The sequence below is a fragment of the Sporosarcina sp. FSL K6-1540 genome (assembly GCF_038620285.1).
GTDB classification, from domain to species: domain Bacteria; phylum Bacillota; class Bacilli; order Bacillales_A; family Planococcaceae; genus Sporosarcina; species Sporosarcina psychrophila.
In genome coordinates, this window is sequence record NZ_CP152018.1 from 563,061 (window position 1) to 587,304 (window position 24,244).

At 42.9% G+C, this 24,244-nt stretch carries 22 protein-coding genes; 6 read left to right on the forward strand and 16 right to left on the reverse strand.

The window, feature by feature from the left end:
• Positions 1–195 precede the first annotated feature (195 nt).
• From MKY15_RS02635 to MKY15_RS02650, 4 genes are all read right to left on the reverse strand, one after another.
• Entirely contained in the window at positions 196–738 is a 543-nt protein-coding gene (locus MKY15_RS02635; protein ID WP_342538897.1) for a hypothetical protein, read from the reverse strand.
• On the reverse strand, positions 735–1,217 hold the full coding sequence (locus tag MKY15_RS02640) for a GNAT family protein (protein ID WP_342539696.1): 483 nt from the start codon (positions 1,215–1,217) through the stop codon (positions 735–737). The genes MKY15_RS02635 and MKY15_RS02640 overlap by 4 nt, the downstream gene beginning before the upstream one ends.
• 79 nt (positions 1,218–1,296) lie before the next feature.
• Positions 1,297–3,273, reverse strand: a complete 1,977-nt coding sequence (locus MKY15_RS02645; protein WP_342538898.1) for a S9 family peptidase — start codon at positions 3,271–3,273, stop codon at positions 1,297–1,299.
• A gap of 478 nt (positions 3,274–3,751) precedes the next feature.
• A complete protein-coding gene (locus MKY15_RS02650) occupies positions 3,752–4,867 on the reverse strand; it encodes a citrate synthase/methylcitrate synthase (protein WP_342538899.1) in 1,116 nt (371 codons plus the stop codon).
• Positions 4,868–4,973: 106 nt separating this feature from the next.
• Here MKY15_RS02650 and MKY15_RS02655 point away from each other — a divergent pair, with 106 nt between their 5' ends.
• Complete coding sequence (locus MKY15_RS02655) at positions 4,974–5,855, forward strand: LysR family transcriptional regulator (protein WP_342538900.1); 882 nt, start codon at positions 4,974–4,976, stop codon at positions 5,853–5,855.
• Positions 5,856–6,438: 583 nt separating this feature from the next.
• On the opposite strand, the gene MKY15_RS02660 is transcribed toward MKY15_RS02655, so the two are convergent.
• Complete coding sequence (locus MKY15_RS02660) at positions 6,439–7,518, reverse strand: CotH kinase family protein (protein WP_067214041.1); 1,080 nt, start codon at positions 7,516–7,518, stop codon at positions 6,439–6,441.
• A gap of 985 nt (positions 7,519–8,503) precedes the next feature.
• On the opposite strand from MKY15_RS02660, the gene MKY15_RS02665 reads away from it, so the two are divergent.
• Positions 8,504–8,710 (forward strand): hypothetical protein, encoded by a 207-nt coding sequence (locus tag MKY15_RS02665; protein ID WP_067212067.1) that lies wholly within the window; start codon positions 8,504–8,506, stop codon positions 8,708–8,710.
• A 407-nt stretch (positions 8,711–9,117) separates the two neighbouring features.
• Here MKY15_RS02665 and MKY15_RS02670 read toward each other — a convergent pair whose 3' ends face one another.
• The 7 genes from MKY15_RS02670 to MKY15_RS02700 form a co-directional block, all read right to left on the reverse strand.
• Positions 9,118–9,561 (reverse strand): hypothetical protein, encoded by a 444-nt coding sequence (locus tag MKY15_RS02670; RefSeq protein ID WP_342538901.1) that lies wholly within the window; start codon positions 9,559–9,561, stop codon positions 9,118–9,120.
• A gap of 785 nt (positions 9,562–10,346) precedes the next feature.
• A complete protein-coding gene (locus tag MKY15_RS02675; protein WP_067212073.1) occupies positions 10,347–11,900 on the reverse strand; it encodes a fatty acid--CoA ligase family protein in 1,554 nt (517 codons plus the stop codon).
• Positions 11,901–12,244: 344 nt separating this feature from the next.
• Positions 12,245–14,179 carry an ABC transporter permease gene (locus MKY15_RS02680; protein ID WP_340740572.1) on the reverse strand — a complete coding sequence of 645 codons (1,935 nt, stop codon included), beginning with the start codon at positions 14,177–14,179 and terminating at the stop codon, positions 12,245–12,247.
• On the reverse strand, positions 14,151–14,873 hold the full coding sequence (locus MKY15_RS02685; protein ID WP_255428711.1) for an ABC transporter ATP-binding protein: 723 nt from the start codon (positions 14,871–14,873) through the stop codon (positions 14,151–14,153). The genes MKY15_RS02680 and MKY15_RS02685 overlap by 29 nt, the downstream gene beginning before the upstream one ends.
• Before the next feature lie 10 nt (positions 14,874–14,883).
• The gene (locus MKY15_RS02690; protein WP_338655483.1) at positions 14,884–15,936 is read right to left on the reverse strand and encodes a sensor histidine kinase; all 1,053 of its coding nucleotides are present in this window, start codon (positions 15,934–15,936) and stop codon (positions 14,884–14,886) included.
• Complete coding sequence (locus tag MKY15_RS02695; protein ID WP_187045604.1) at positions 15,933–16,637, reverse strand: response regulator transcription factor; 705 nt, start codon at positions 16,635–16,637, stop codon at positions 15,933–15,935. The genes MKY15_RS02690 and MKY15_RS02695 overlap by 4 nt, the downstream gene beginning before the upstream one ends.
• 620 nt (positions 16,638–17,257) lie before the next feature.
• Positions 17,258–18,250, reverse strand: coding sequence for a lipoate--protein ligase (locus MKY15_RS02700; RefSeq protein ID WP_342538902.1), 993 nt, complete (start codon positions 18,248–18,250; stop codon positions 17,258–17,260).
• Positions 18,251–18,428: 178 nt separating this feature from the next.
• Here MKY15_RS02700 and yhfH (MKY15_RS02705) point away from each other — a divergent pair, with 178 nt between their 5' ends.
• From yhfH (MKY15_RS02705) to yhfH (MKY15_RS02715), 3 genes are all read left to right on the forward strand, one after another.
• Entirely contained in the window at positions 18,429–18,554 is a 126-nt protein-coding gene (yhfH, locus tag MKY15_RS02705) for a protein YhfH (protein ID WP_342538903.1), read from the forward strand.
• Positions 18,555–18,632: 78 nt separating this feature from the next.
• Positions 18,633–18,758 (forward strand): protein YhfH, encoded by a 126-nt coding sequence (gene yhfH / locus MKY15_RS02710; RefSeq protein ID WP_082786676.1) that lies wholly within the window; start codon positions 18,633–18,635, stop codon positions 18,756–18,758.
• A gap of 78 nt (positions 18,759–18,836) precedes the next feature.
• Complete coding sequence (yhfH, locus tag MKY15_RS02715; protein WP_082786678.1) at positions 18,837–18,962, forward strand: protein YhfH; 126 nt, start codon at positions 18,837–18,839, stop codon at positions 18,960–18,962.
• Between the two features lie 102 nt (positions 18,963–19,064).
• On the opposite strand, the gene MKY15_RS02720 is transcribed toward yhfH (MKY15_RS02715), so the two are convergent.
• The 4 genes from MKY15_RS02720 to hemE all read right to left on the reverse strand — a co-directional run bounded on the left by MKY15_RS02720 (position 19,065) and on the right by hemE (position 23,467).
• Positions 19,065–19,925 (reverse strand): glycerophosphodiester phosphodiesterase family protein, encoded by an 861-nt coding sequence (locus MKY15_RS02720; protein ID WP_342538904.1) that lies wholly within the window; start codon positions 19,923–19,925, stop codon positions 19,065–19,067.
• A gap of 83 nt (positions 19,926–20,008) precedes the next feature.
• On the reverse strand, positions 20,009–21,436 hold the full coding sequence (gene hemY, locus MKY15_RS02725; protein ID WP_342538905.1) for a protoporphyrinogen oxidase: 1,428 nt from the start codon (positions 21,434–21,436) through the stop codon (positions 20,009–20,011).
• Between the two features lie 27 nt (positions 21,437–21,463).
• Positions 21,464–22,396: a ferrochelatase gene (gene hemH, locus MKY15_RS02730; RefSeq protein WP_067212099.1), complete on the reverse strand. Its 933-nt coding sequence runs from the start codon at positions 22,394–22,396 to the stop codon at positions 21,464–21,466.
• Between the two features lie 30 nt (positions 22,397–22,426).
• The gene (hemE, locus tag MKY15_RS02735) at positions 22,427–23,467 is read right to left on the reverse strand and encodes a uroporphyrinogen decarboxylase (protein WP_067212102.1); all 1,041 of its coding nucleotides are present in this window, start codon (positions 23,465–23,467) and stop codon (positions 22,427–22,429) included.
• A 215-nt stretch (positions 23,468–23,682) separates the two neighbouring features.
• On the opposite strand from hemE, the gene MKY15_RS02740 reads away from it, so the two are divergent.
• Positions 23,683–24,192, forward strand: coding sequence for an antibiotic biosynthesis monooxygenase (locus MKY15_RS02740; RefSeq protein ID WP_067212104.1), 510 nt, complete (start codon positions 23,683–23,685; stop codon positions 24,190–24,192).
• Positions 24,193–24,244 lie beyond the last annotated feature (52 nt).

Sequence of the window (24,244 nt, forward strand, 5' to 3'; positions counted from 1 at the left end):
TCGATAAACGATCATAAGTCCCTCACATTACACCCAAATCCCTAGCTAAATCCTGACATACAAACAGCCATTCCGAGTTTCCGGAATGGCTACCTGTATAAATTGAAGTATTGAATCCGGTGTATAGATTAAGCGAAGGCGTCTTAATAAGGGGCCTCAGCGGTTCAATGGATTTCTTTATTTCAACTTATCTAGTTATTCTTTTGAATCTGCTTCTATACGAATTTCGTAAAATGCCTTGACCAATCCGCTTTCCTTTTCAGAGTCGATTTCTGCGAGCCTTCTCTTTCCAAACCGCCTATCGAATAAGCTAATCGCTCTGACAAACGGATGCTCATGCACAACTGCTTCTTCAAACGGCATATGAACGTAATCGAATAATAGTTCTTTCACATCCCATGCTGGGAAAACTTCGTCTGCAATCATTTCCTTTTCAGTATCCTCATATGCACGATGATAGGCTTTATAGTCTTCAGATTGTTCTAATTCCCGCCAATGGAGGTGCCAAGGAAACGGATTTAATTGTCGCTCGTCCCGTAAATCGTCACTGCGTCGATTCAGTTCCATCGTGTATGGAATATCCGATGCCCAGCCAATCTCTTTTCCATCTAATGTCACACGAAAACTGCTTGTCTGGTCATGACTTTTTCGATGAATGATTGCCTGATAATGTACCCGACCTTTCAGTGACTCACACAACAAACCCTCCGCCATCTGTTTCAGCTTCGACCACCTCATGAAAGTCGGGATTCCCATTCTTCGCGGAGAATACCCATCCGAATCGAATCATAGTAAGTCCCGTTCCAATAACGCACTTTCCGCAACCGCGCTTCCATCGTCATGCCCAGTTTTCCGCCGACTTTAATCATACGCTCATTACCTGACCACGTCGTATAGCCGACACGAACCAACGGCATTTCATTGAATAAATGATCAATCCACATCGTGAATGCTTTCGTTCCGTAGCCGCCGCTCCAATACTGTGGTTCATAAATGACAATCCCCATCTCCAGCCAAAGGGACGGCTTATGTTCCCAGTAATAACTAACCATGCCGATCAATTCGCCATCCACTTCGATGCCCCAATAATCGTCCTGTGCAACGATTTTATCGCGCCTTTCCAGAAACGCTTCGTACGTCATTGGCTGATGTTCATAATAAGGTGCATCCCATTTTTTCCAATCAGGATTTTCATCTTTGAAACTGAGTTCCCACATGCGGTGTAAATCTTGTTCTTGGATCGGACGTATTGTTACGCCCTCATTTGTATAACTCAATCATATTCCTCCGAATCAATTATAGATATTTCGCGAACCAGCCTGTTATCTCGTCCAACCTTGCAATGCGCAGGTTCGGTGTACCCGTGCGCGATAAGTTATGATTTGCATCTGGGAAGCGGACAAATTCCGTTTCTTTCCCCATGCTTTTTAAGGTGATGTATAGCTGCTCTGCTTGTTCAATCGGGCAACGGAAATCTTTTTCCGAGTGTAAAATTAACAGCGGAGTCTCAACGTGTTTCGCATATTTCAGCGGTGAATGTTCCCACAGCTTGTCAACGTCGGTCATGTCAGCACCGATTTGCCAATCGCTGAAGTAATAACCGATATCGGATACGCCAAAGAAACTAATCCAGTTCGAAATCGAACGTTGCGTGACAGCTGCTTTGAAACGATCTGAATGGCCAACGATCCAGTTCGTCATGAAACCGCCGTAGCTCCCGCCTGTTACGCCAAGTCGGTTCGTATCGATCCAACTGTTTTCTTTACTAACGTAGTCAAGTCCAGCCATAATATCTTCATAATCTCCGCCGCCGTAATCTCCTCGTACTGCATCTACGAATTCCTGGCTATAGCCATGGCTTCCGCGTGGATTAACGTAGAGGACCCCGTATCCTTGCGCCGCCAATAGCTGTAACTCATGGAAAAACGTATTCGCATACATTGCGTGCGGACCGCCGTGAATTTCGACGATTAGCGGATAGTTAGTCCCTTCAACGTAGCCCGCCGGTTTCATTAGCCAACCATGCACGTCCCAATTGGTTGCGCCTTTATAGACGATTGCTTCCGGTTCAACAAGTTCAACTTCCTGCAAATACGTATCGTTGAATGAAGTGATGGCTTGTCGTTCGCCTGTTGCGATTGTCTGTTTATATAGCTCTCCCGGATTAATGGCATTGCTGACTGCAACGAGAGCAAACTCGCCGTCGGCTGAAATATCATAACCGTATACATGCTCATTTTCAGGTGTTGCGGGATATAACTCGCCTTCGAGTGACGCAAAGTACAGACGGATATCGCCCATTGACGACAGTTGGAAATACAAATAGTTGTCCTTTGTCCAAACTGCTGACGGTGCACCCGCCCCTTGCTGATGATCCGCAACTGCTGCATCCCCAACCGGTGCGTCGATGCTTTCCGTCAAATTCATGCGCATACCGTCTTCCGTGTCATAAACGTACAAACTGCTATGTGTCGCGTTTTCGAATGTCCGGTCTGAACCAACGTATGCGATATAGCGATCATCAAAGGAAAATTGGGCGCCGCCGAAATAGCCCTCTTCATCGACAAGAACCGTTTCTTCTTTCGTTTCAACGTCTACAATAATTAGCGGTTGACGGAATTCGAAATCCAAATTATCCTTTCGGTTGACGCCGATAATTAATTTCTTGCCATCATGCGATATGGCTTGCAATCCATGCTGGAAATTCCCCTCAGTGAACTGCGTTACTTCTCCCGTTTCGATGTCGACTAGGCCGATTTGTTTGTACGTGTCTTGTGGCAACAAGCCTGCCCCGTCCATTTGGTATTTCATTTTCGTGGCACGGTACGGCTGCGGCTTTTTCTTTTCGTCCTTTTCTTCTTTATCTGTAAACGTCTTGCCTTCTTTCACGACTGCGTCCACCCAAATTTTCTTGCCGCATGGCGACCAAAGGAAACCCGAAACGCCCTTTTCAAATGCGGTTACTTTCTGCGCTTCCCCACCTCTTGCCTGTAGGATGAACAACTGGTTCTTCTCTTCCCGGTCCGATAAAAAGGCGATTTGTTTCCCATCGGCAGACCATTCAGGTGATGAAATCGCCCCTTTGCCATGCGTCCACTGCGTCACTTCGTTCGATTCCAGATCTACATGAAATAAATTCGCTATATATTTATTGTCTTCCTCGTCAATATGCGTTTTTACAAACACCGCTTCCTTGCCATTCGGCGCTAATTGCGGATCCGTCACAGACTGTAATTTAAATAGGTCAGCTACTTCCAGTTTACGTTTTTCCATTGCTAATTCCCCCTTATTTCTTCTCTATCTACTTATTTCGACATTCGTAACAGTTTCCCTTTTTTCATGGGGATAAAAAAATGATCTCCTTGTATGGCGAAGGAGATCTGGTGTCGAGCTATGGGGCTGGTCGTGAGACTGTGATGGCAAGCTAACGAACTGTAAGGGCAACACGGAACCGTCATGGCAAGTCGACTAACTGTGAGGACAAATCGTCTAACTGTCACGGCTAACTTCGAAACTGTGAGGTCAACACGGAACTGTCATGACAAGTCGACTAACTGTAAGGGCAAGTCATCAAACTGTCACGGCTAACTTCAAAACTGTGAGGGCAATGCCGAACTGTCATGACAAGTCGACTAACTGTGAGGGCAAATCGTCAAACTGTCACAGCTAACTTCGAAACTGTGAGGACAACGCGGAACTGTCATGGCAAGTCGACTAACTGTGAGGACAACACCAAAATGTCACGACACAATTATCTCTCCACATGAAACCTCTCATCCAAAACTACCATTTCGCCTACAAACACCGATTGTGGTCGGAAGATGGTGTTGTCACTTAACTGTTCAATCGCATGCGCTGTCCAGCCGACGATTCTTGCTGCACTAAACGTTGGTGTGAACAGTTCCGGCGGCATTTCGATTGAACGCATGATAGCTGCGGCATAATATTCGACGTTCGTATACAATTTCCGGCCCGGCTTATACTCTTCCAGCAAAGAAATAATTTCTTTTTCAGCTGCTGTCGCCAAGTCCAACCAGTCATCTTCCCCCGACATACTGATGCATTTATCTCTCAAAAGAACTGACCGAGGATCTTCCGTTTTATAAATTCGGTGGCCGAACCCCATGATGCGTTCCCCGCGTTTCATTTTAGCCTCAATGACTGGACGGATATTTCCAAGCGTTTCCATCTCCTCCAACAAATCGATGACACCCGATGGCGCGCCTCCATGTAACGGACCTTTCATCGTTCCGATTGCCGACGTGATTGCAGATGTCAAATCGGATTCAGTCGAAATGGTGACTCGTGCTGCAAAAGTCGACGCGTTCAATCCGTGTTCCATCGTTAATTTCAAATACGTTTCGAGCGCCTCGACTTGTACGTCATTTGGGATAACGCCTGTTAGCATCCACAAATAATTCGCTGTGTGCGATAAAGTCGGATCCGCTTCGACGATTGATTGTCCTTGTTGATTTCGATAATGACGCGCAATAATCACCGGAAGTGCCGCTGTCAAAACAAGCGCCTGATCCTCGATTATTTCATCCTTAAACGCAGGGTGTCCATAAGCGGAAATCGCCGTTCGCATCGCATCCATCAGTGGCATATCAGCAGGAAGTGCATCAATAATCTTCACAACATGTAGAGGGAGTTCTCTTCCCGCAATCAGTTTTTCATTCAATATACAAAGTTCACTTTCTCCCGGCAACACGCCAGTCCACATAAAATATGCTACTTCTTCAAATGAATGCGTCGCTGTGAGGTCGCCTATAGAAACACCCCGATATCGCAATTCCCCTTTTTCTCCATCGACCGACGCGATTTTCGTGTGTACTGCAATAACATCTTTCAACCCTTTTTGAAACATGATTATTCCTCCTTCTTTTCTTTAGTATAATGCGAAGTTATAATTATGGAAATTGAATGTTTTTCATTATATCAATTAGTATTATTAATCAAAAGGAGGTCACTTAATGGATTATCAATGGCTCAAAACATTTATTGTCGCCGCTGAGACCTTAAATTTCCGTAAAGCTTCCGAGAAATTGATGCTATCCCAACCAAGCGTAACCGTGCATATTCGTCTTTTAGAGGAACAACTTGGTAGCAAACTTTTTGATAGACTAAACAACCGCGTCACTTTGTCCGATGCCGGGAAGTTTTTTTATATTGAAGCTGTTCGACTTACTAAAGACGCGGACGCGAGTGTGAGTCGGATGCATGCGTTTTCGCAAGGCTATCGCCGCAATTGGACCATCGCAATTTCACCCTTAATGGCCGAAACGATCTTACCTTATTTATTACGGACATTCATGGAGCATCATCCCGAAGTCGAACTATCTATTCGCATCGAAGAATCGGAAATGATTGAGCAACTTGTCGACAATGGTGATGTGCATCTTGGTATTTCAGCACTCGATGCTACGTTCAAAAACATTGAATCAATCCTGATTTACAAAGATCCTATTTTATTCATCATACCAACGGATCCATACGATGAGGAAAGCGGCCCACCTATTGACGTTTCTGAAGAACTACAGAAAAACTACTTATTTACGCATCATCACCCCGTCTATTGGGATGACTTACTTTTCACTCTCAATAAACGCATTCCTGGCATACGGACGATGAAAGTCACACAGGCGCACATTGCAAAACGGTTCATCCAGGAAGGATTAGGCATCTCATTCCTTCCTCATTCCATCGTCCGGCGTGAACTGATTGAAGGTAGACTTATGCAGCCACATTTTGACCTATTCGAATTACCGACCGTTTCAACATATATACTGGTGAAAAAGAAAGGAGAGCTTGAAGAGGAATTTATCAATCAGATTTCTAATTATTATTTTGGATAATGAATAATCAACCCCTCTCCGCGTTGGAAAGGGTTAATTATATAGCCGGTCAATTGGTGTTATGTCCTCGGTGAAGATTTAATAGAGTTTTTATAATCTTCCTAAAAATTTTCACGTGTACAAGCAAAAAATGATGAGGAACAATTCACCCCATTTCCTCCACGCAGTATGCCAATTCATAACCAACTTTATTGTATCGTATATCTAACGAATCGTTATCACCGCCTTGGGATCATTTATCACCGCCATCGGGCCTGTTATCACCGCCATGGCTTCGATTATCACCGGCATCAACCCCGTTATCACCGCTACTCGTAATTCGCACACAAAAACAGCGGCAGCTTTTCATATGAAAAGACACCGCTGTTTTTATGTTGCTATCAAATTTACTCCACTGATTCTAATTCCTCTCTGATTCCCAGCACACCATACTAATTACCTCTTCATCGCCGCAACGGACTTTCTTCACCATCACAGTTGAATCGACGAATTTTGATGCCTCTTCCCCCAAAACGTTTCACGACTTGTTCAGCATTGCCATCTAAGAGCTTCCCATTATTTAATGGGTTTTTCGTATTGCCGCCTAATCCAATGTGTCCAATTGGCTCCTTATATAGTTTCCCCTAGCCTCAATATAGGCCAATATGAAATCCGGTTCTTGATCAAATTCGGCCATATTGTCTTTTTCATAAGGATCCTTTAGAACATAGGGTCTTATTAAATTATGCATTGCTTGTATTTTAGGTTTCATATACTCCACATTAAACTTACTGTTTAATATCTCTTCTAATAGGTTCTTGTATTGCATCCGAAAAGTTTTCACATCAAGAATCCTTGCGGTTAATGTATTAAATCCTTCGATTCTCAAATAGTCTTCTCGCATGCTTTCACCATTGACATCTCTTCCCCATGTCGCATCGTAATCCCATGGGATAACTTCAAACAAACCCGTCTCCCCATTACGATAAAGTGCATAGTTATGAACAAATCCATCGAAGTTTTGGGTAAAAATAACCCCCGCGAGCCAGCGTAGATACTTATCTACGTTCACATACTTTACGATTTCATGCTCAAATTCTTCTCTTGGAACGGTGTTGATGTTAACTATCATTTCTTGTAACTGATTATCACCTTGCTCAGTGACACACTTTTTTTCATAGCCTAACGTGAGTGATTTCTTTACTTCTTTATCAAGATTACTCATTAATGAAAAGTTTGCATCCCCATCGACCGCATAATAGATCGGTCCTTCTGGTAGCTGCCGATTCGCCAGAAAAAATTCATCCACTGATTCTATTTCTAAATATATCCCCTCGTTTTTCCCGTTCAGTTTCACAAAAACGAAACGAGAGTTAGGTGATAAGCAGCCGATCTCATTAAAAAAATCAAAAGACAATTTATTTCTCAACAATGATGGATCTTTAAATTCCGCATTCAAATGAAATTCTTTTGCCTTTCTATATATGCTCGGTTTGTAAAATGAGAGCTGATATGATTTCTTTCGTAACTCCCGAATATGGGAACCACGATAGACAATATCAATCTCATATTTCTTTTTATTAATCGTCAACTTTGCGGAAACTGGATCATCCATCCAAACATCTTTCCGAAGCTCGCTTACATAACTAGGGTGAATAAAAAGCTGATACTCAGGTACTTCCATGCCAATATCCACGTGAATTCTATCCCTTCACTTTTATACTATACGTATGTATTCAAATGCTCGATGTTACTCTAACCATATATGTTGAATTAAAAAAATCCCATTGAATCTGCTGTGATTCTCGATAATGAAAGAGTTGTAATTCGGGATGTGGATTGTAGAACACTTGGCGCTTTGGGGATGCCACTCACCGCAAGCCTGGATTAGCGCTTCGCATCCAGTCTTACGGCTTCGGCTACCCCTTTGCCGCGCCTGCGCTAGGGTGTTCATTATCGAGAGAACTGTGATTTTGAGATGTATATGGCGAGATAATAATGTGATTACTTTTTGATGCTAATTATAGTCAAGAAAGACACACTCCAGGTTGCAGATCTCATCCCCGATAACGAAATGCGCTTTCTCAAATAGACCATCTAGCGAAGGCGCGACTTCGTGGTAGCCGGAGCGATAAGACTGAAAGCGGTCTTCTTTCTGGCTTATCGCGGGAGGCGTCCACAAAGCGTCGAAGCGATATTCGTAGGAGTTCTAATTTATTCCTCATGCATCGGGACATTCGTTGATCACATTCGATCGATTTATAGCACTCCAGGTTGCAGATTTCATCCCCGATAACGAAATGCACTTTCTCAAATAGACCATCCAACGAAGGCGCGACTTCGTGTTAGCCGAAGCGATAAGACTAAGGAGGGATGCAGTTCAATCCCTCCCAAGGGGTCTTCTTTCCGGCTTATCGCGGGAGGCATCCACAAAGCGCCGAAGCGATATTCGTAGGATTTCTATTTCATTCCAAGTATTGGGACTTTTTCAGTGGCTTCCCAAAAGCCCTTGTAAAGCGCATAAGCCGTATTCATTTGTTCAACATAATAGTAATTATTTTTCAAGTGCAAGCATTTGTCTCTAACCCTCTTGGTACAACCGCGTACTTTAAGGAGAGAGGAAGGATTGCGTGGTACTTTCTCCCAATAAGCGAAAAAGGAGGGCGGACATGTCGCTATTTTTTGATAATGAAATACAAAAAGTAAAGAAAAGAACTGATCGCTTAGGGTTAGATAACTTAATGTCTCAGGATCCTCGTGATAAACAGAACAATGCTAACAGATATAGAAACACTTCTCAAAATCAAACAATTTCTAACAAGGATCAACATGATTCCGGCAAGCGACCAAATAGAAGGAGAAATAACAAGTACTAAATATAGTGCAGGGCATGGTTCCAGTGAAACTATGAATTTTTCCACTTATCTGGTTTGACTTATGAAGCTCATCTAAGTTTAAAAGGTTTTCTTTCTTATCTTTTAAGAATTGACTCACTTCCCGCCCACTTCTAATTATTTCTCGAAGTGTGTGCGTTTGTCTCGGACACTTAGTGTACGTAAACGTACATTAAGTGGAGAGTAAGGATTTGAGGCAATCCGTAAATGGAATATGAGCAAGTCTTCATTCTTTATCTACAAAAAAAAAAAGGAGGTTTAACGTGTCTCAATTTTTAAGTAACGATGACATTCAAAAAGCGATTAATAAGGTGGTAAGCTTGGGGTTAGACAACTTTATGTTCCAAGAGCCGTCAAGTAACAAACATTGCACAAGCAGTAAACGTTGTTCAAGCAGCAGACATTGCACAAGCAGTAAACGCCGTACAAGCAGCAGACATTGCACAAGTAGTAAACGCCGCACAAGCAGCAGACATTGCACAAGCAGTAAGCGCCGCACAAGCAGCAGACATTGCACAAGCAGTAAGCGCCGTTCTTGTTGGAAAAAACATAATACTTGCGACAAGAAACGTACAGTCTTTGGTCCAATACTTCCAAGCAACAAGCGACGCTCTTGCGACAAGAAACGTTCTAGCTCGAAGAAACACAATACTTGCGACAAGAAACGTACTTGCGTAAAACGACGCACTTGCTGTAAAAAACAGCAGACTTGCGAAAAACGACGCACTTGCTGTAAAAAACGGCAAACTTGCGAAAAGCAACGTCCTTGCTGCAAAAAACAGCAGACTTGCGAAAAGCGACGTCCTTGTTGTAAAAAACAGCAGACTTGCCAAAAGCGGCGTCCTTGCTGTGGCGGCTACTAATTAATCACCTTAGCACTTGCATTCATAGCAATTCTTGCAACTAAATGAAGTGTAACGAAAACCCCTTTCTATTGAGAGGGATTTTCGTTATCGTCTACATTCCAACGTTATTTATTTTTACACTATAAACGTTTGTCCCTGTCATTTGTGGGACAGCCACATAATTTAAGGTGAGGGAAAGATTAGTTACTGTATATGTGAATATCTATATAAACTGAGCGAAGTTACCTTACAAGGGGGAGGGGTAGCCGTAGCGAATTCAATGTAGTTCTTTATTTTTCGTATATATAACAGCGATATGATTCTTATATAAAGAATAGTTATCCGCTTTCTTTCTCTTAATAAAGATGAAAGGAGGTAAGGGTATGTCTTCTTTTCCAATGAATAATAACCAAAATTCCGGTAAACACGGGAACGGTTGCGGATGTGGTTGTGGTTCGCACAAACCACAGCACAATCATTCACAATGCTGTTCACAAAGTAAACCGCAAAATACGTGTACAATCACATTCAGACATACCGGAGTAAGTCGTGTTTGGAGACCTGATACTGGTTGTGACCAGTGTAGGAATTCTAATCATCAACATTGCCACCGCAAGCACCGTTCTTGCGGGTGTAACTTCGGATTTTAAATGGATTATGGGCTACCCCGTAAGTCGCAATTGAGCGGCTTGCTGGGACTAGCCCTTTTTTATTTCACACCTTACTCACCACTAAAAGACCTCCCCGTCAACAACCCGGAGAGGTCTATCTTGTTAGATTTTCACTTGGTCTTTCAATGACCGTCTCAATATTTTACCAGTCGTGTTTTTCGGCAGTTCATCTAAAAACTCGATTTGTTTTGGTACCTTATATTTCGCCAAACGAGCCGCACAGTATGCGATCAACGCTTCTTTGTCCTCTTTGACACCCTCTTTTAAGACAACAAATGCATGGACCTCTTCACCGAAATCGGGATCAGGTAAGCCAATGACTGCCGCTTCAATGATGTCACGGTGAGCGAATAATACTTCTTCAACTTCACGTGGATAAACGTTATAGCCTCCGACGATAACAAGATCCTTTTTACGGTCAACGATGTAGAAATAGCCATTTTCGTCGCGTTTCGCCATATCCCCCGTGTACAACCAGCCATTACGGATAGCGGACTCCGTTTCTTCAGGCATTTTGTAATAGCCTTTCATGACGTTCGGTCCGCGTACGATTAATTCGCCGACTTCCCCATCTGGTACTTCATTGCCCAATTCATCAACGACTTTATTTTCGACATTGATGATATTCGTTCCGATTGAACCTGGAATACGCTCGCGGTCAGTCGGATTAAAGCATGTAACAGGTGATGCTTCAGACAAGCCGTATCCTTCAGAAACCCTTACATTGAATTTCTCTTCAAAATTATGCAGCAATGCGACCGGTAATGATGATCCCCCAGAAATTGTAGTTCGAACAGATTTGAAATCGCTCGGATCAGCGTCTGGGAACTGGTATAAGAAATTGTACATTGTTGGCACAGCCGCGAAAATAGTAGCCTGCTGTTCTTTCACGACTTTAAATACTTCTGCTGGACTAAAGCGCGGTAGCAATAAAATCGTTGCACCTTTTACTAGTGGTGCATTGACAACGACTGTAAGCGCGAAGACATGGAATACCGGCAGCGTCGCTACAACACGGTCATCTTCCGTGAAATCCAAGTAATCCGCCACATCACGCGCGTTTGAATACAGGTTACCATGTGTCAGCATCGCGCCTTTTGGCTGTCCCGTCGTGCCTGATGTATACAGAATGATAGCGGTTTCATTTTCATCAACAACAACGGGTTCCTGATTAGGTCTTCCTGTAGTAATGAGTTGTGTGAATGAACGGACTTTCGACTTCACTGCAGCCGGAAGTGCGGCGATTTTCTCTGGTGTTTCCGGAACCGTTTCGCAAATTACATAATGCTCAACAGTTGGGAATGCGCCCGCAGCCTGTTCAACAAGTGGCAAAAGAAGGTCAAGCGCGATAACTGCTTTCGCATCACTGTTATGTATGATATACGAAATTTCGTCTGGCGTGTAAATTGGATTGACCGGAATTGCTGTTGCACCAATTCGCATTGTCGCGTAAAGCGATATAAGGAAATGAGGTGTATTACCTAGCAGAAATGCGACGTGATCCCCTTTGCCAACGCCAAGGTCTTGCAGTGCAGATGCGAACATGGATACCGATTGATCGAATTCTGCATATGATGTATCTTTCCCCATAAAGTGATAAGCCGCTTTTTCAGGCTGTGTCATTGCAGTTTCGTGTACTCGCGTAACTAGATTCATAAGTTCATCCCCTTTTGATTAAATGAATGATCATTCATTCCCACTATAATCATTATATAAGAAAAGTTCTGATAAATCAAGACGAGAAAAGCGGAAGGCGCCGCTCAGATGCGACAGGCATAAGGCAGACCGGCTATACGGCGTTTTTTGCCGAATAGCTGGGCTGACTCTTAGGGATCGCAACCTAAGTTCGCCGCGTCCTGCGGCAATAGTTGCGTAACTCACATCCTGTGAGTCTCCGAACCCTTTGGCGCCTGGAGCCAGACAATCGAAAAGCGGATACGCCAATAAAGAGGGATGTAGTTCACCCCTCTCCGTTGTATGATTTGCATCATGCAGACTTGTCAAGCCGATGCTTTAATATGCGCAAGATAGCGCCAGCGGATTAAATAGAAATAAAAGATTTGCATTAGCGTAAATCCGACAAGAACGAGAACAAGTTCTTTTACAATTGAAATTTCCGCCAGTGCATCCCAAATCACTTGTAAAGACAGAAATGCAAATGAACTATGAACAAATGCAACTCCCCATGGGAAGAAAAACTGCGGGATTAATTGCCGATTGACAATTTTCTTGAACTCGCGATCCGTGATTCCCATACGTCGTAAAACATCGAACTGTTTACGATCACTTTCGAGCGATGTATACAGTCTGAAGTAGATGAAACTTCCTGCCGCCAGGAAAAATACGGCCGCCAAAAGTAATCCGATGAACAATAACAGTGAAAATGTCGTGCGAATGACCGAATAATTCAAGCCCGGATTTTCAAATGAATATAGTAAATTATCGGATCCCCCCGCAAGAAATGATTCCGAAACCTTGGCATCGATGGACAAGCCAATTTCCTGTGTTTTTTGCCAATCGGGAACATGGAATGCATAGTAGGAAAATGACTTATCCCCCTGTGTTAATCCCTTTTCGAGTACCAATTCATAATCCGCATCATTCAATACGATCGCATTCATTGCAATCGAGTACGAAGAAAATAAATGATAAGGGTACGCCCCATCTATCTTAACGTGGACATCACTTTCTTTGAGTAGCGTTGTCACAGTTCGATCCTTCAGCTGGTCATACGATGAAGCGGAAGGTGGTAAGAAAACGGCTTCGCCCTTTTCCATGTCAATAACTTGATAACCAAACGACTGAGCAAGTATATTCACATTGGATAGCTTCAGTATCGCAACGGGGTTCTTGGTGAACGTCGACGTCTGTTCCAACACCTGGAACCGAACAAGTGAATAATCGATCTGCTCTGCCTTCAGTTCGTCGACGAGCTGTGTAATATGCTTTCTTTCAAGTTCATTGTTAGATTCACTTTTGTAAACAAGACCTAACGGATGCATTTCATGGTACTGGGAAGCAAAAGAAGTAAGCGATGCAAGTATGCCAACTGACATGAACGCTACAGTCGATACGATTGTCACGATGAAAAACATGCGCGCATTTTCACGCAGCCGCACGACACCTTCAGATATTGACAGCAACCAAAAATGATGCCAATACAATCTTTTTCGATTGCGAAGCTTATGAAGGAGCAAAGGTAAGGAATCCGTGAAAAAGTAAAAGGTCCCTATTGTTGCAAGCGGTGGCAAGAAAAAGATCAGGCCGGTTACGACGGAATTCGTTGTCGATGCAGCCAGGATATAGGACAATGCAAGAATCAGTAATCCCAGATAGCCACGTGCTTTTGAATAGCCGTACGCCCCTCGACTTCCTGCATCTCCTTGTATGAGATCGGCCACCTCACCGGTCCGAATGAACACCGGAGCGACGTACGAAATGATTATAAACAGACTCATGAAGGCACCAATTGTCAGTGCAAATGGTTCCCATGATAAATAGAGGGGCAAAGCTGGCAACAGAACGATTTCCCGTATAATCATAAAAAAGAATTTTGAAAACATAAATCCAAGAATAGTCCCTGCAACAATAGACGCCGTTCCAATAATCATCGTCTCAATGAATATAAGACGGTTCAATTGTCGCTTTGCCATCCCTAAATGCAGCAAAATGCCGAATTCCTTCGACCTCGCCTGAAGAAATGCCCGCATCGAATAAAACAGGAAAAACACAGTGAAAATATACAATATAATTTCTGCGATTCCCATACCCATTATGGCAATTTCTTGAACAAACCGATTTTCTATGGATGGATGAAACAACAACATGGAATAAAGGAAAAAAACCATAACGGAGAAAACGCTTGCCATGAAAAATGCAGTGTAAACACGTCTATTTCGAATAACATTACGGTAAGCGAATTGACGAAAGGTCATGGACATTCCCCCCGAGAAGAGACAAGACGTTCAAAATACGTTGGAAAAATGTTTGACGTCTTTCATCTTTATAGATTTCATTGAAAAATTCGCCGTCCTTAATGAATAGCACACGGTCACAATAACTGGCGGCAATCGGATCATGCGTCACCATAACGACAGTTGTTTTTTCACTTTTATTAATATGGCTTAGCAATTCGAGCACATCTTTCGCGGACTTCGAATCGAGATTACCAGTTGGTTCATCAGCAAGAATGATTTTGGGTTTATGAATAAGTGCCCGCCCAATCGCCGTTCGTTGCGCTTGTCCCCCCGATAATTCGTCGGGCCTACGTTTCAGAATATCTGTCAAATCAAGACGTGCTGCAGTTTCTGCAATACGTCTTTCCATTTCAGGAACTGATAAGCCATCAAGGGTCAACGGTAAAACGAGATTCTCTTCTACTGTCAGCATTTGAAGCAGATTAATATCTTGAAAAACGAAGCCGAGATTGCGTCGTCTAAATAATGCTAGGTCGTTTTGCTTGAGCGCTTCTGGCTCGATTCCATTTATCATCAGGCGTCCATACGTCGGTAATGTAATCGTCGAAATCAAGTTCAGCAACGTTGTTTTTCCGCTTCCAGAAGGGCCCATGACTGCGACGAACTCGCCTTCCTCCACTTCAAAATCAAGACGGTTCAACGCTCGGTGCATCACTTTTCCTTCATAAATTTTCGTCACTTCCGTCAGTTCCACGATTGTGTTCCGATTCACCCGTCTCACCTGCCTCTCCATTTTCAAATAGTACTGTCACCGTTGTCCCGATTCCTTTTTCAGATTCAATTGACAGTGGATGACCTAACCGATTGCATACTTCTGATGCAATATAAAGTCCCATTCCTGTTGATTCGCCAGTTAGTCGCCCATTTTCACCAGTGAAGAAAGCCTTGGTAACTCGCTTCAAATCCGAAGATGGGATACCAATCCCTTCATCTCGAATCTGCAATTTCAGTCCATTCCCTGTACAAGACGCTATTAAATGGACTTTCTTTCCCTCGTCGAACGTATATTTCACCGCATTCGTAATGAACTGCCCGATGACGATTTTCATCCACTTCACATCCGTGGCAACAACGAAGTTGTCATCGATTGAAATAACTGGGAATACGCCATTGGTGATGAACAGTCGCTTATGTTCCGTCACGATTTCTTGTACTAGTTTTTTCAAATCAATGCGCTCGATCTGCATATCTTGTTCAAACGTTTCGAGCCGTGCATTGACAAGTACCGAATCGAGCCCACGCCGTATTTTCTCAACCTCTTCAGTGATACTGTCACGGTCGAGGTCATCTTTTTCCTGCAGTAAAAGTCCCATAACGGAAATCGGTGTTTTCATCTGATGGACCCACTGGTTCATAAAGTGGAGTTGCCGATGTTGGGCTGCATACAAGCGTTGCACTTCGTTTTGATACAGTCGATACAATTCACGTGTAAACTCAGTCGTTTGCCGATGCTCTGGCGCTTGTGCAAATCGGATAAGTGCGTCTTCCATCTTTTCTGGCTTACGCGTAATCGCGTCGTAAAATGAACGCCTCATAATAAACTTCCCTAATAAATAGCCGCTGGTCAACAACATGCTCATACTGATTGAATAGATAGCCGTGTTGAAATTGCGGAAACCATCCAACCAATACAGCAACATAATGAACAATATAAGAATTAGTTGAAAAGCGAGGAAAGATAGATGTTCTCTTAGAAAAAGGCTTAGTTTTTTCATGATTCTTCCGGCGCTAATAAGAAGCGATATCCCGCGCCACGCACGGTTTCGATTGAAGATTTAATATCATAATCAGCCAGTTTCTTACGCACTCTAGTCATATTGACATTTAATGTATTTTCATCAACAAATGACTGATCATCCCAGAGTTCTTCAAGCAGTTTTTCCCGCGACACAACTTTCGGCGCCGCGTCCATCAGCAACTCAAGGATGACGCATTCTTTTTTCTGAAGGGGTACGCTATTTTCACGAATATGCAGTTCCATCCGTTCGATATATAAATGAAGTGCACCAATTTTCACGGTCCGTTCTGATTGGTTAGGAGCGTATTCGCCAAATGTTCTACGTAAATGGCTTCTTATCTTAGCAAGGACGATTTCATAATGGAATGGTTTCGTGATGAAATCATCTCCACCATTTTCTAGCGCAAATACTTGATCCATGTCGCCAGAACGTGCAGAAATAAATAAGATAGGACACGTCGTATGTTGACGAAGCTGACGGCACCAATAATAGCCGTCATAAGAAGGCAGATTGATATCAAGCAAAATGAGATGCGGATCAAACGCGAGGCTTTCCTTAGTAACTTGGTCAAAATCTTCGACGATTGCAACGTCGTATTGGTATTTCCGGAGCGTGTCTGCTAACAGTTGTGCGATTTTCTTATCATCTTCAACTATGAATATACGATGGTTTTCCATAGGTCAGTCCCCTTTCACACTTCCCTTTATTATAGCGTAAAAACAGGCCCGGCGGTTGGAAGGTTTTTGGGAATGTTGTTGTTTTTTGTGGGAGATATGATTGGTTGGTTGGGTTATATGATCGGTTGGACAAGCTATATGATCGGTTCGGTAGGCTTATGATTGGTTCGGCGGCTTATATGATTGGTTCGACAGGCTTATGATCGGGTGGACAAGCTTATGATCGGTTGGCGGCTTATTTGATCGGTTCGACAAGCTATATGATCAGTTGCCTGCTTATATGATCGCTTGGCGGCTGATTTGATCGGGTGGACAAGCTATATGATCGCTTGGCTACTTATTTGATCGGGCGGACAAGCTGTATGATCGCTTAGCGGCTTATTTGATCGCTGGACAAGCTATATGATCGCTTGGCTATTTTTTTGATCGGGCGGACAAGCTATATGATCGCTTGCCTGCTTATATGATCGGGCGGACAAGCTATATGATCGCTTGGCGGTTTATATGATCGGTAGGACAAGCTATATGATCGCTTTGCCTAGCTATATGATCAATCCTTCCACTTTGAAGAATTAATCCAAAAAGAAAAAGCCCGACATATCGTCAGGCTTCTAGTTTCATCAATAAATCAATTGAAGGAACTCTTCTTTCGTAATGCCGCCTAGATATGTCGGAATGTCAATTGGTGCGAGCGCTTCGCTAATTGCCTGTCTCTCATACTGGATACCTTTCAAGCTTTCCTCGATAACTGTCACTTCTCCGACACCGAAAAAGTCGCCGAAAATGTTGACGTCTTCCATGATTCCTTTTTTCACTTGGATACGGACGTCGATGCCGCCTACTGGGAATCTGTGTGAATGCTGCATATTGAACTTCGGTGATTTGCCGTAATTCCAATCCCAGTTTGCATAACGCTCCGCAGAAAGTTTATGGATATTCGTCCAATCTTCATCAGTCAACTCTAGATACTGGATTTTTTCTTCTCCGCAGAAAATCGATTTCAGTATTTCCATTCGGAATTGTTCAATTGTCATTGAGTCATTCAGGAATTCGGAAATATTCGCGACACGACTACGGATTGATTTAATCCCTTTTGATTCAATTTTATCTTTACGTACTTTTAATGCTGAAACAACACGTTCTATTTCTGTATCGAACATCAGTGTTCCGTGGCTAAACATACGACCATTCGTTGAAAACTGTGCGTTCCCTGAAACTTTACGACCCTCAACAAGAATGTCATTGCGGCCGAGTAACTCTGCTTTGACACCCATTTCTGCCAACGCCTGAACGACAGGCTCTGTCACCTTTTTGAAGTTGCGGAACGATTCGCCATCGTCTTTTGTTAGGAAACTGTAATTCAAGTTGCCTAAATCGTGGTAGACTGCTCCCCCGCCGGACAATCGTCTAACAACATGAATACCATTTGCTTCCACATATTCTGTATCAATCTCTTCAATCGTGTTCTGATTTTTACCGATGATGATAGAAGGTTCGTTAATATAGAACAGCAAAAACGAATCTTTGTCGATATCCATATTCTTGAGGACGTATTCCTCTATCGCCAAGTTGATATGCGGATCTGTAATTCCTTTATTATCAATGAAATACATAGTTTATCGCTCCTCATTAATAGCTTCTCACCCATTTTATCATCTTTAAGAAGAGAAGACCCCCTCTTACAACTTTCAGAATAAATTGTGAAATGTGTTGACATCTAGTATACTGTTATAATACACTACTAATAACAGATTTAGTTGTAGTACAAATTAGGAAGGGGAGAATGAAAATATGATTGAGAATGTCATCGAGTTTTTCAAAAATCTACCTGCTAAAACTTGTACATCATGCGGGAGTGAAATCGACGAGCAACATGAATGCTACGGTAACAAATGTGATAACTGCAACATCTTGTAATTTTTTTTGCGGAGTCTGTACTATTACACATTAAAGAATAAATCTAATACTATTACAGTGAAAAAGGGGATGTTAGCGATGATTGAAAACGTACTTGAGTTTTTTAAAAACCTACCTGCTAAAGTTTGTACGTCATGCGGCAATGAAATCGAAGAACAACATGAGTGTTACGGCAATAAATGCGATGCCTGCAATACCGTATAACCTTTTGCATATACTGTACTATCACAACGTTAATATTAAGCCTAGTACTAATACAAATAAGGAAGGGGAGAATAAAATATGCTTGAAAATGTAATTGAGTTTTTCAAAAACCTACCCGCTAAAGTTTGCACGGTTTGCGGGAAAGAAATCGAAGAGCAGCATGAATGCTACGGCAATAAATGTGACGACTGCAATATCCTATGAATTAGAAAAGCGCTGCTCCAGGTGAATAACGTTTACTTATCTTTTTTAAACAGCCGTAGAGACTCCTTCGGCTGTTTTTTGATTGTAGAAAGATATACCTTTTTATTTGTCTAGTATGTCGGGACGATCTGTGTGAATGCCATTTGCACCGATGGCCATCATTTTTAATGCAGTTTCAGCATCAATAATAGTATACGCATAAACGGATAGTCCTTTTTCATGCATTTTCTTTATAAATGGGACCGTTAGTGCTTTATAACTAACTCCCAGTCCAGATGCATATGTCAAAAGCTCATCCAATTCTTTTTTTGACAATTTCGCCTCTTCATCATCATCAAATGAAATGAGTTTTAGAAGCGGGATATCTTGATTTAATTCGTAAACGCGTTTTAATCCTTTTTTACTGAATGACTGGATTGCTACTTTAGGATGTCTATCTTTATCAAACCCAATCATGTCGTATTGCTTCAATGTATCAACCAGTTTTTCTTCGATCCCAGGATAGTCTTCTGGATCTTTCAACTCAATGATGAAATTCATATTGTCCCCAAATTGACCGAATACTTCACCCAGTGTAGGAACTGCATATTCTTCTGATGGGCCATTTACAGCTTTCTTGTCTTCATCCTTGTGCCGAAAGTTAACGGATAACTCCTTCAGCTCACTAAGTGTCAATCCACCGATTTTGCCATTAGCTTCGGTTGTACCAGATACATCCGCGTCATGCATAACCGCAAGTTGGCCGTCTTTGGTCAGATGAATATCAAGTTCAATATAGTCGGCAGCAAGTTCTTCTGCCAAATCAAAAGAAGCAAGTGTGTTTTCCGGCACGTATGCTGACGCGCCGCGATGTGCGATAATGAGGAAATCTTCGCTTGGCATTGGTCCGTTTTCCGCCTCGCCTTTGCTACAGCCCGTTAATAACAACACCGCACACAGTATTCCCCATGTATACTTTTTCATTTTGCTTCCTCTTTTCGTTAACTTTCTATGTTTCTTCTATACCCTTTTTCCAACAAAAAAAATCCACCCGAGGGCGAATTTTTTCAGTCAAATAAATCTTCCAATACTTCTTTCACTGCCGCTCTTCCCTGATCAATACAATCGGGTAATCCGACTCCATTATAAGAGGCACCGGCGAGTTTTACTTGTGGGAACTTCGATTCCAGTTCTGCGCGGGCTGCTGCAATCCGCTGTTTGTGACCAACCCGGTATTGCGGGCGGTCTTTTTTCCAACGGGTAATAACCGTAAAATCCGGTTTCCCTGTTATATTCATAACCCTGCCAAGATCAGCAAGAACGATTTTCTCAATTTCAGCATCTGGTAAATCAACAATCGCTTCATCGCCTACGCGACCTACGAAGGCCCGGATAAGTACTTTTCCAGCAGGTGTTGTCGTCGGCCATTTCCGGTGTGTCCACGTGCACGCCGTGATTGAATAATCGCTGCTTCTTGAGACAAGAAAACCGGTTCCTTCTTTGTCCTGTACGACATGTTCCTCCGGAAAAGCAAGTGCCACTGTCGCAACAGACGTTGTTGGTATTTCTCTTAAATCTTGCAATAATCCGTGCGGAGCAAATAAGCGACCCGCCATCTCATGCCCAGTTGTAAGTATAACTGTATCTGCTTCGATTTTACGGCCGTCATTCATTTCAAGTATAGTCTTTTCTCCGACCATTCCTGGCGCCTCAATTGCATCGATCCGAACACCTTTCATGACGGAACCTGGTTCAAGTTGTTGTTCAATTGCTTCAACAATTGTTTCAAGTCCGTTTCGGAACGTGTGGAAAACGCCTTCTTTCTTAGCGCCATGTCCGTCTTTCTGCGGTAGTTGTTTCGGTGTCGTTTTTTTCATCCCGAGAATCAGACTTCGATGTTTCTTTTCCACTGCGTAGAACTGCGGGAATGTAGATTCCAAACTCATGTGGTCAATATCGCCTGCGTAAACGCCAGATAACAACGGTTCAATCAAGTTCTCAACAATTTCCCCGCCAAAACGTCTGCGGAAAAATCCACCGAGTGACTGATCCCCTTTGATGTTTGAGCGTGGGAGGACGAAATCGCCCGCTGCACGCAATTTTCCTGACAACGAAAACAGTCCCGTTTTCAAGAATGGACCAATTTCTGTCGGGATACCCATAACAGAACCGCCTGGAATCGGATGTAACTCGCCACCGACAAGCACGTATGCTTGCCCTGTCGCGTTTTTCACAAGCTCCCCTTCGATTCCGAGGTCTTGTGCAAGGATTCCCATGCTTTTTTTCCGTATAAGAAATGAATCCGGACCACGCTCGATGATAAAACCGTTACGCCGGACTGTCTGGATTTTGCCACCAAGTCGATTTGACGCCTCGACAAGTATGACATCTAGAGGTAAGCCTTTTTCACGCGCTTCTTTCTGCATATAAAATGCCGCGGAGAGGCCCGTAATCCCTCCGCCGACAATAACGACTTTCTTGTTTTGTCCGCTCATGTCCATCATCACTTTCTTTCAACCATATTAAGCTTCTTTCATCTTTTCAAATACTGCATCCACCATCGCATCGATGAAGAGTGGGTCGATGTTCGGCATTGCCGGACGGTAGTAGGATGCACCGATTTCATCACACACAACTTTACACTCATAATCATTGTCAAATAGTACTTCGAGATGGTCGGAAACAAATCCAACTGGCGTATAAACAAATGTTGTATATCCTTTTTCATTATGCAAATCGCGTGTTAAATCTTGAACGTCGGGACCAAGCCACGGTTCAGGCGTTTGCCCTGCACTTTGCCAACCTAGTTCATAGTTTTTCACACCAGCAGCTTTTGCAATCAATTCAGCTGTTTCTTTCAACTGATCTGGATATGGATCACCATTCGCGATTATTTTTTCCGGCAACGAATGCGCTGAAACAATCAGACATGCTTTCGCTCTCTCTTCTTCGCTCATGCTGTCGAATGTACCGCGCACTTGATCAGTCCAGAATTCAATAAACTTCGGCTGTTTGTACCAACTTTCGACAGAAGTAATTGTGATACCATGCTTGTCAGCCTCTTCTTTCGTGCGGCCATTGTATGACTTGACAGAAAACGTCGAGAAATGCGGCGCCAGTACGATTGAGACCGCTTCTGTAATCCCGTCTTCATGCATTTTTTCTACCGCATCCTCAATAAATGGTGCAATATGTTTCAATCCAATATAGACCTTGAATTCAATGTTATCCTGCACTTCATTCAGACGGTTGCAAAGCGCGTTTGCTTGGTCTTCAGTAATTCGCGCAAGCGGAGAAATCCCGCCAATTGCCTCATAGCGATTGCGAAGGTCCTCCAATTGTTCGGGTGCAGGCGGGCGACCGTGGCGGATATGCGTATAATACGATTCAATATCCTCTTCCTTATTCGGAGTCCCATAAGCCATCACTAAAAGTCCCATTTGTTTCTTTGTCATAACATTCACCTCTTCGTTTGGATCAGCACGTTATTTACGCAGCTGTGCACTATATTCATGAACAAATTCAGTTAATCGTTTCAATGTTGCTGGTTTCACATCAGGGAACACGCCATGACCAAGGTTGAAAATGTGGTTACCATGCTCTACGCCTTGTTCGATGATTACTTTCGCACGTTCTTCGATAATGCTCCAATCTGCAAGTAGCAGTGATGGGTCAAGATTCCCTTGCAGCGGCTTCGTTAGACCGCGCTCTCCTGCTTCTTTTACAGATAAGCGCCAGTCGAGACCAACAACGTCTACAGGCAAGTCATGCCATTCGTTTGCCAAGTGGCTTGCGCCGACACCGAATGTGATTAGCGGAACGTTCAATTTACGCAGCTCTGTGAAAATACGCGTCATAACTGGTTTGATGAAGATTCGGTAATCAGATACATTTAATGCCCCTACCCACGAATCAAAGATTTGAATTGCTTTTGCACCCGCATTAACTTGTGCAGTAATATACGTAATCGTCATATCTGCTAGTTTGTCCATCAATGCGAACCATGCTTCCGGCTCAGATACCATGAATGATTTCGTCAAGTTGTAGCTTTTCGATGGACCGCCTTCAATCATATAACTCGCAAGCGTAAATGGTGCCCCCGCAAAGCCGATAAGCGGAACATTCAATTGTTCCTTCGTCAATATTTTAATCGTTTCAAGAACGAAAGGAATATCATCTTGTGGTGATAGATCGCCAAGATTATGGACATCTTGAACTGTACGGATTGGATTTGAGATAACTGGACCAATGCCCGCTTTTATTTTCACATCAATACCAATTCCCGGAAGTGGTGTAACGATGTCTTTGTAAAGAATTGCCGCGTCGACATTATACTGATCAACTGGAAGCTTTGTTACATATGCGCAAAGTTCAGGTTGGTGCGTAATCTCTTCAAGAGAATATTTCTCCTTGATTTTTAGGTATTCCGGTTGTGAACGCCCTGCCTGCCTCATGTACCAAGCCGGTGTATGATCAATTTTCTCGCCTCTTGCAGCGCGTAAAAGTGTATCATTGAATTTTGTCATTTGGTTTATTCCCACTTTCTTAATTAACTATTTCCGTGTTACATATCCGTACTCAATATAGACGTTTCCCTTTGCAAAGTATAGCTTTTAGCCCCGTTATTCATACAATTGTGCTAACTTCTTACTTTTTTCGCCATCATTTTGTCAAAGTTTGTTTTAAGTTCTCAAATAGGGGAAAATAGATAAATAAGAACTACAAGGAGGTTTTTTTGAAAATGAATATTTATATGACATCGGGTACACCTGAATTTATGGAAAGTTTAAAAGAAAAATATGCGGCAGAAAGCTTGATTGCCATGCATGGTCATGGTAATTCTCTTTTACTGCATGAAACGGTAGGTAAAACTGTGTTCCAAACACCACGCCGTTACGAAGTCATTAGCTCCTCGGGAACACTGCAAGATAACGGTTATTTCGTTTTCAACAATATTCCCGTCACGGATGAAGGACGTCCAGTTTTTGAGCATCGCTTTACAGAACTTACGGGTGCTATTGAATCTGAACTCGGATTCATCGCATTTCGTTTGCTCCGTCCACTCGATTCAGACACGTATATCGTTCTGACAGAATGGTCTGATAGCACCCATTATACAAGATGGGAAAACTCATCTGCTTTCGACAAGGCTCACTCATCAAATCATGCAGAAGCAGGCGTCGATACTTCGCTTCATATTTTCTCGAGCGCTCCTTATGTAACAACTTATACCACGAAAGATAAGATATAAAACGCGCGACCCGAACTACGGGTTGCGTTTTAGGGTTGCGTTTTAGTGTTCC

Coding starts and splice junctions, on each gene's coding strand:
- hemE (WP_067212102.1), bottom strand. CDS start 23,467: ATGACAAAATTCAATGATACACTTTTACGCGCTGCAAGAGGCGAGAAA.
- MKY15_RS02700 (WP_342538902.1), bottom strand. CDS start 18,250: ATGTATTTCATTGATAATAAAGGAATTACAGATCCGCATATCAACTTG.
- MKY15_RS02685 (WP_255428711.1), bottom strand. CDS start 14,873: ATGCACCGAGCGTTGAACCGTCTTGATTTTGAAGTGGAGGAAGGCGAG.
- MKY15_RS02640 (WP_342539696.1), bottom strand. CDS start 1,217: ATGTGGGAACTCAGTTTCAAAGATGAAAATCCTGATTGGAAAAAATGG.
- MKY15_RS02660 (WP_067214041.1), bottom strand. CDS start 7,518: ATGGAAGTACCTGAGTATCAGCTTTTTATTCACCCTAGTTATGTAAGC.
- MKY15_RS02655 (WP_342538900.1), top strand. CDS start 4,974: ATGGATTATCAATGGCTCAAAACATTTATTGTCGCCGCTGAGACCTTA.
- MKY15_RS02680 (WP_340740572.1), bottom strand. CDS start 14,179: ATGACCTTTCGTCAATTCGCTTACCGTAATGTTATTCGAAATAGACGT.
- MKY15_RS02740 (WP_067212104.1), top strand. CDS start 23,683: ATGAATATTTATATGACATCGGGTACACCTGAATTTATGGAAAGTTTA.
- MKY15_RS02665 (WP_067212067.1), top strand. CDS start 8,504: ATGTCGCTATTTTTTGATAATGAAATACAAAAAGTAAAGAAAAGAACT.
- yhfH (WP_082786678.1), top strand. CDS start 18,837: ATGCTTGAAAATGTAATTGAGTTTTTCAAAAACCTACCCGCTAAAGTT.
- MKY15_RS02635 (WP_342538897.1), bottom strand. CDS start 738: ATGAGGTGGTCGAAGCTGAAACAGATGGCGGAGGGTTTGTTGTGTGAG.
- MKY15_RS02650 (WP_342538899.1), bottom strand. CDS start 4,867: ATGTTTCAAAAAGGGTTGAAAGATGTTATTGCAGTACACACGAAAATC.
- hemH (WP_067212099.1), bottom strand. CDS start 22,396: ATGACAAAGAAACAAATGGGACTTTTAGTGATGGCTTATGGGACTCCG.
- hemY (WP_342538905.1), bottom strand. CDS start 21,436: ATGAGCGGACAAAACAAGAAAGTCGTTATTGTCGGCGGAGGGATTACG.
- yhfH (WP_082786676.1), top strand. CDS start 18,633: ATGATTGAAAACGTACTTGAGTTTTTTAAAAACCTACCTGCTAAAGTT.
- MKY15_RS02645 (WP_342538898.1), bottom strand. CDS start 3,273: ATGGAAAAACGTAAACTGGAAGTAGCTGACCTATTTAAATTACAGTCT.
- MKY15_RS02675 (WP_067212073.1), bottom strand. CDS start 11,900: ATGAATCTAGTTACGCGAGTACACGAAACTGCAATGACACAGCCTGAA.
- MKY15_RS02690 (WP_338655483.1), bottom strand. CDS start 15,936: ATGAAAAAACTAAGCCTTTTTCTAAGAGAACATCTATCTTTCCTCGCT.
- yhfH (WP_342538903.1), top strand. CDS start 18,429: ATGATTGAGAATGTCATCGAGTTTTTCAAAAATCTACCTGCTAAAACT.
- MKY15_RS02720 (WP_342538904.1), bottom strand. CDS start 19,925: ATGAAAAAGTATACATGGGGAATACTGTGTGCGGTGTTGTTATTAACG.
- MKY15_RS02695 (WP_187045604.1), bottom strand. CDS start 16,637: ATGGAAAACCATCGTATATTCATAGTTGAAGATGATAAGAAAATCGCA.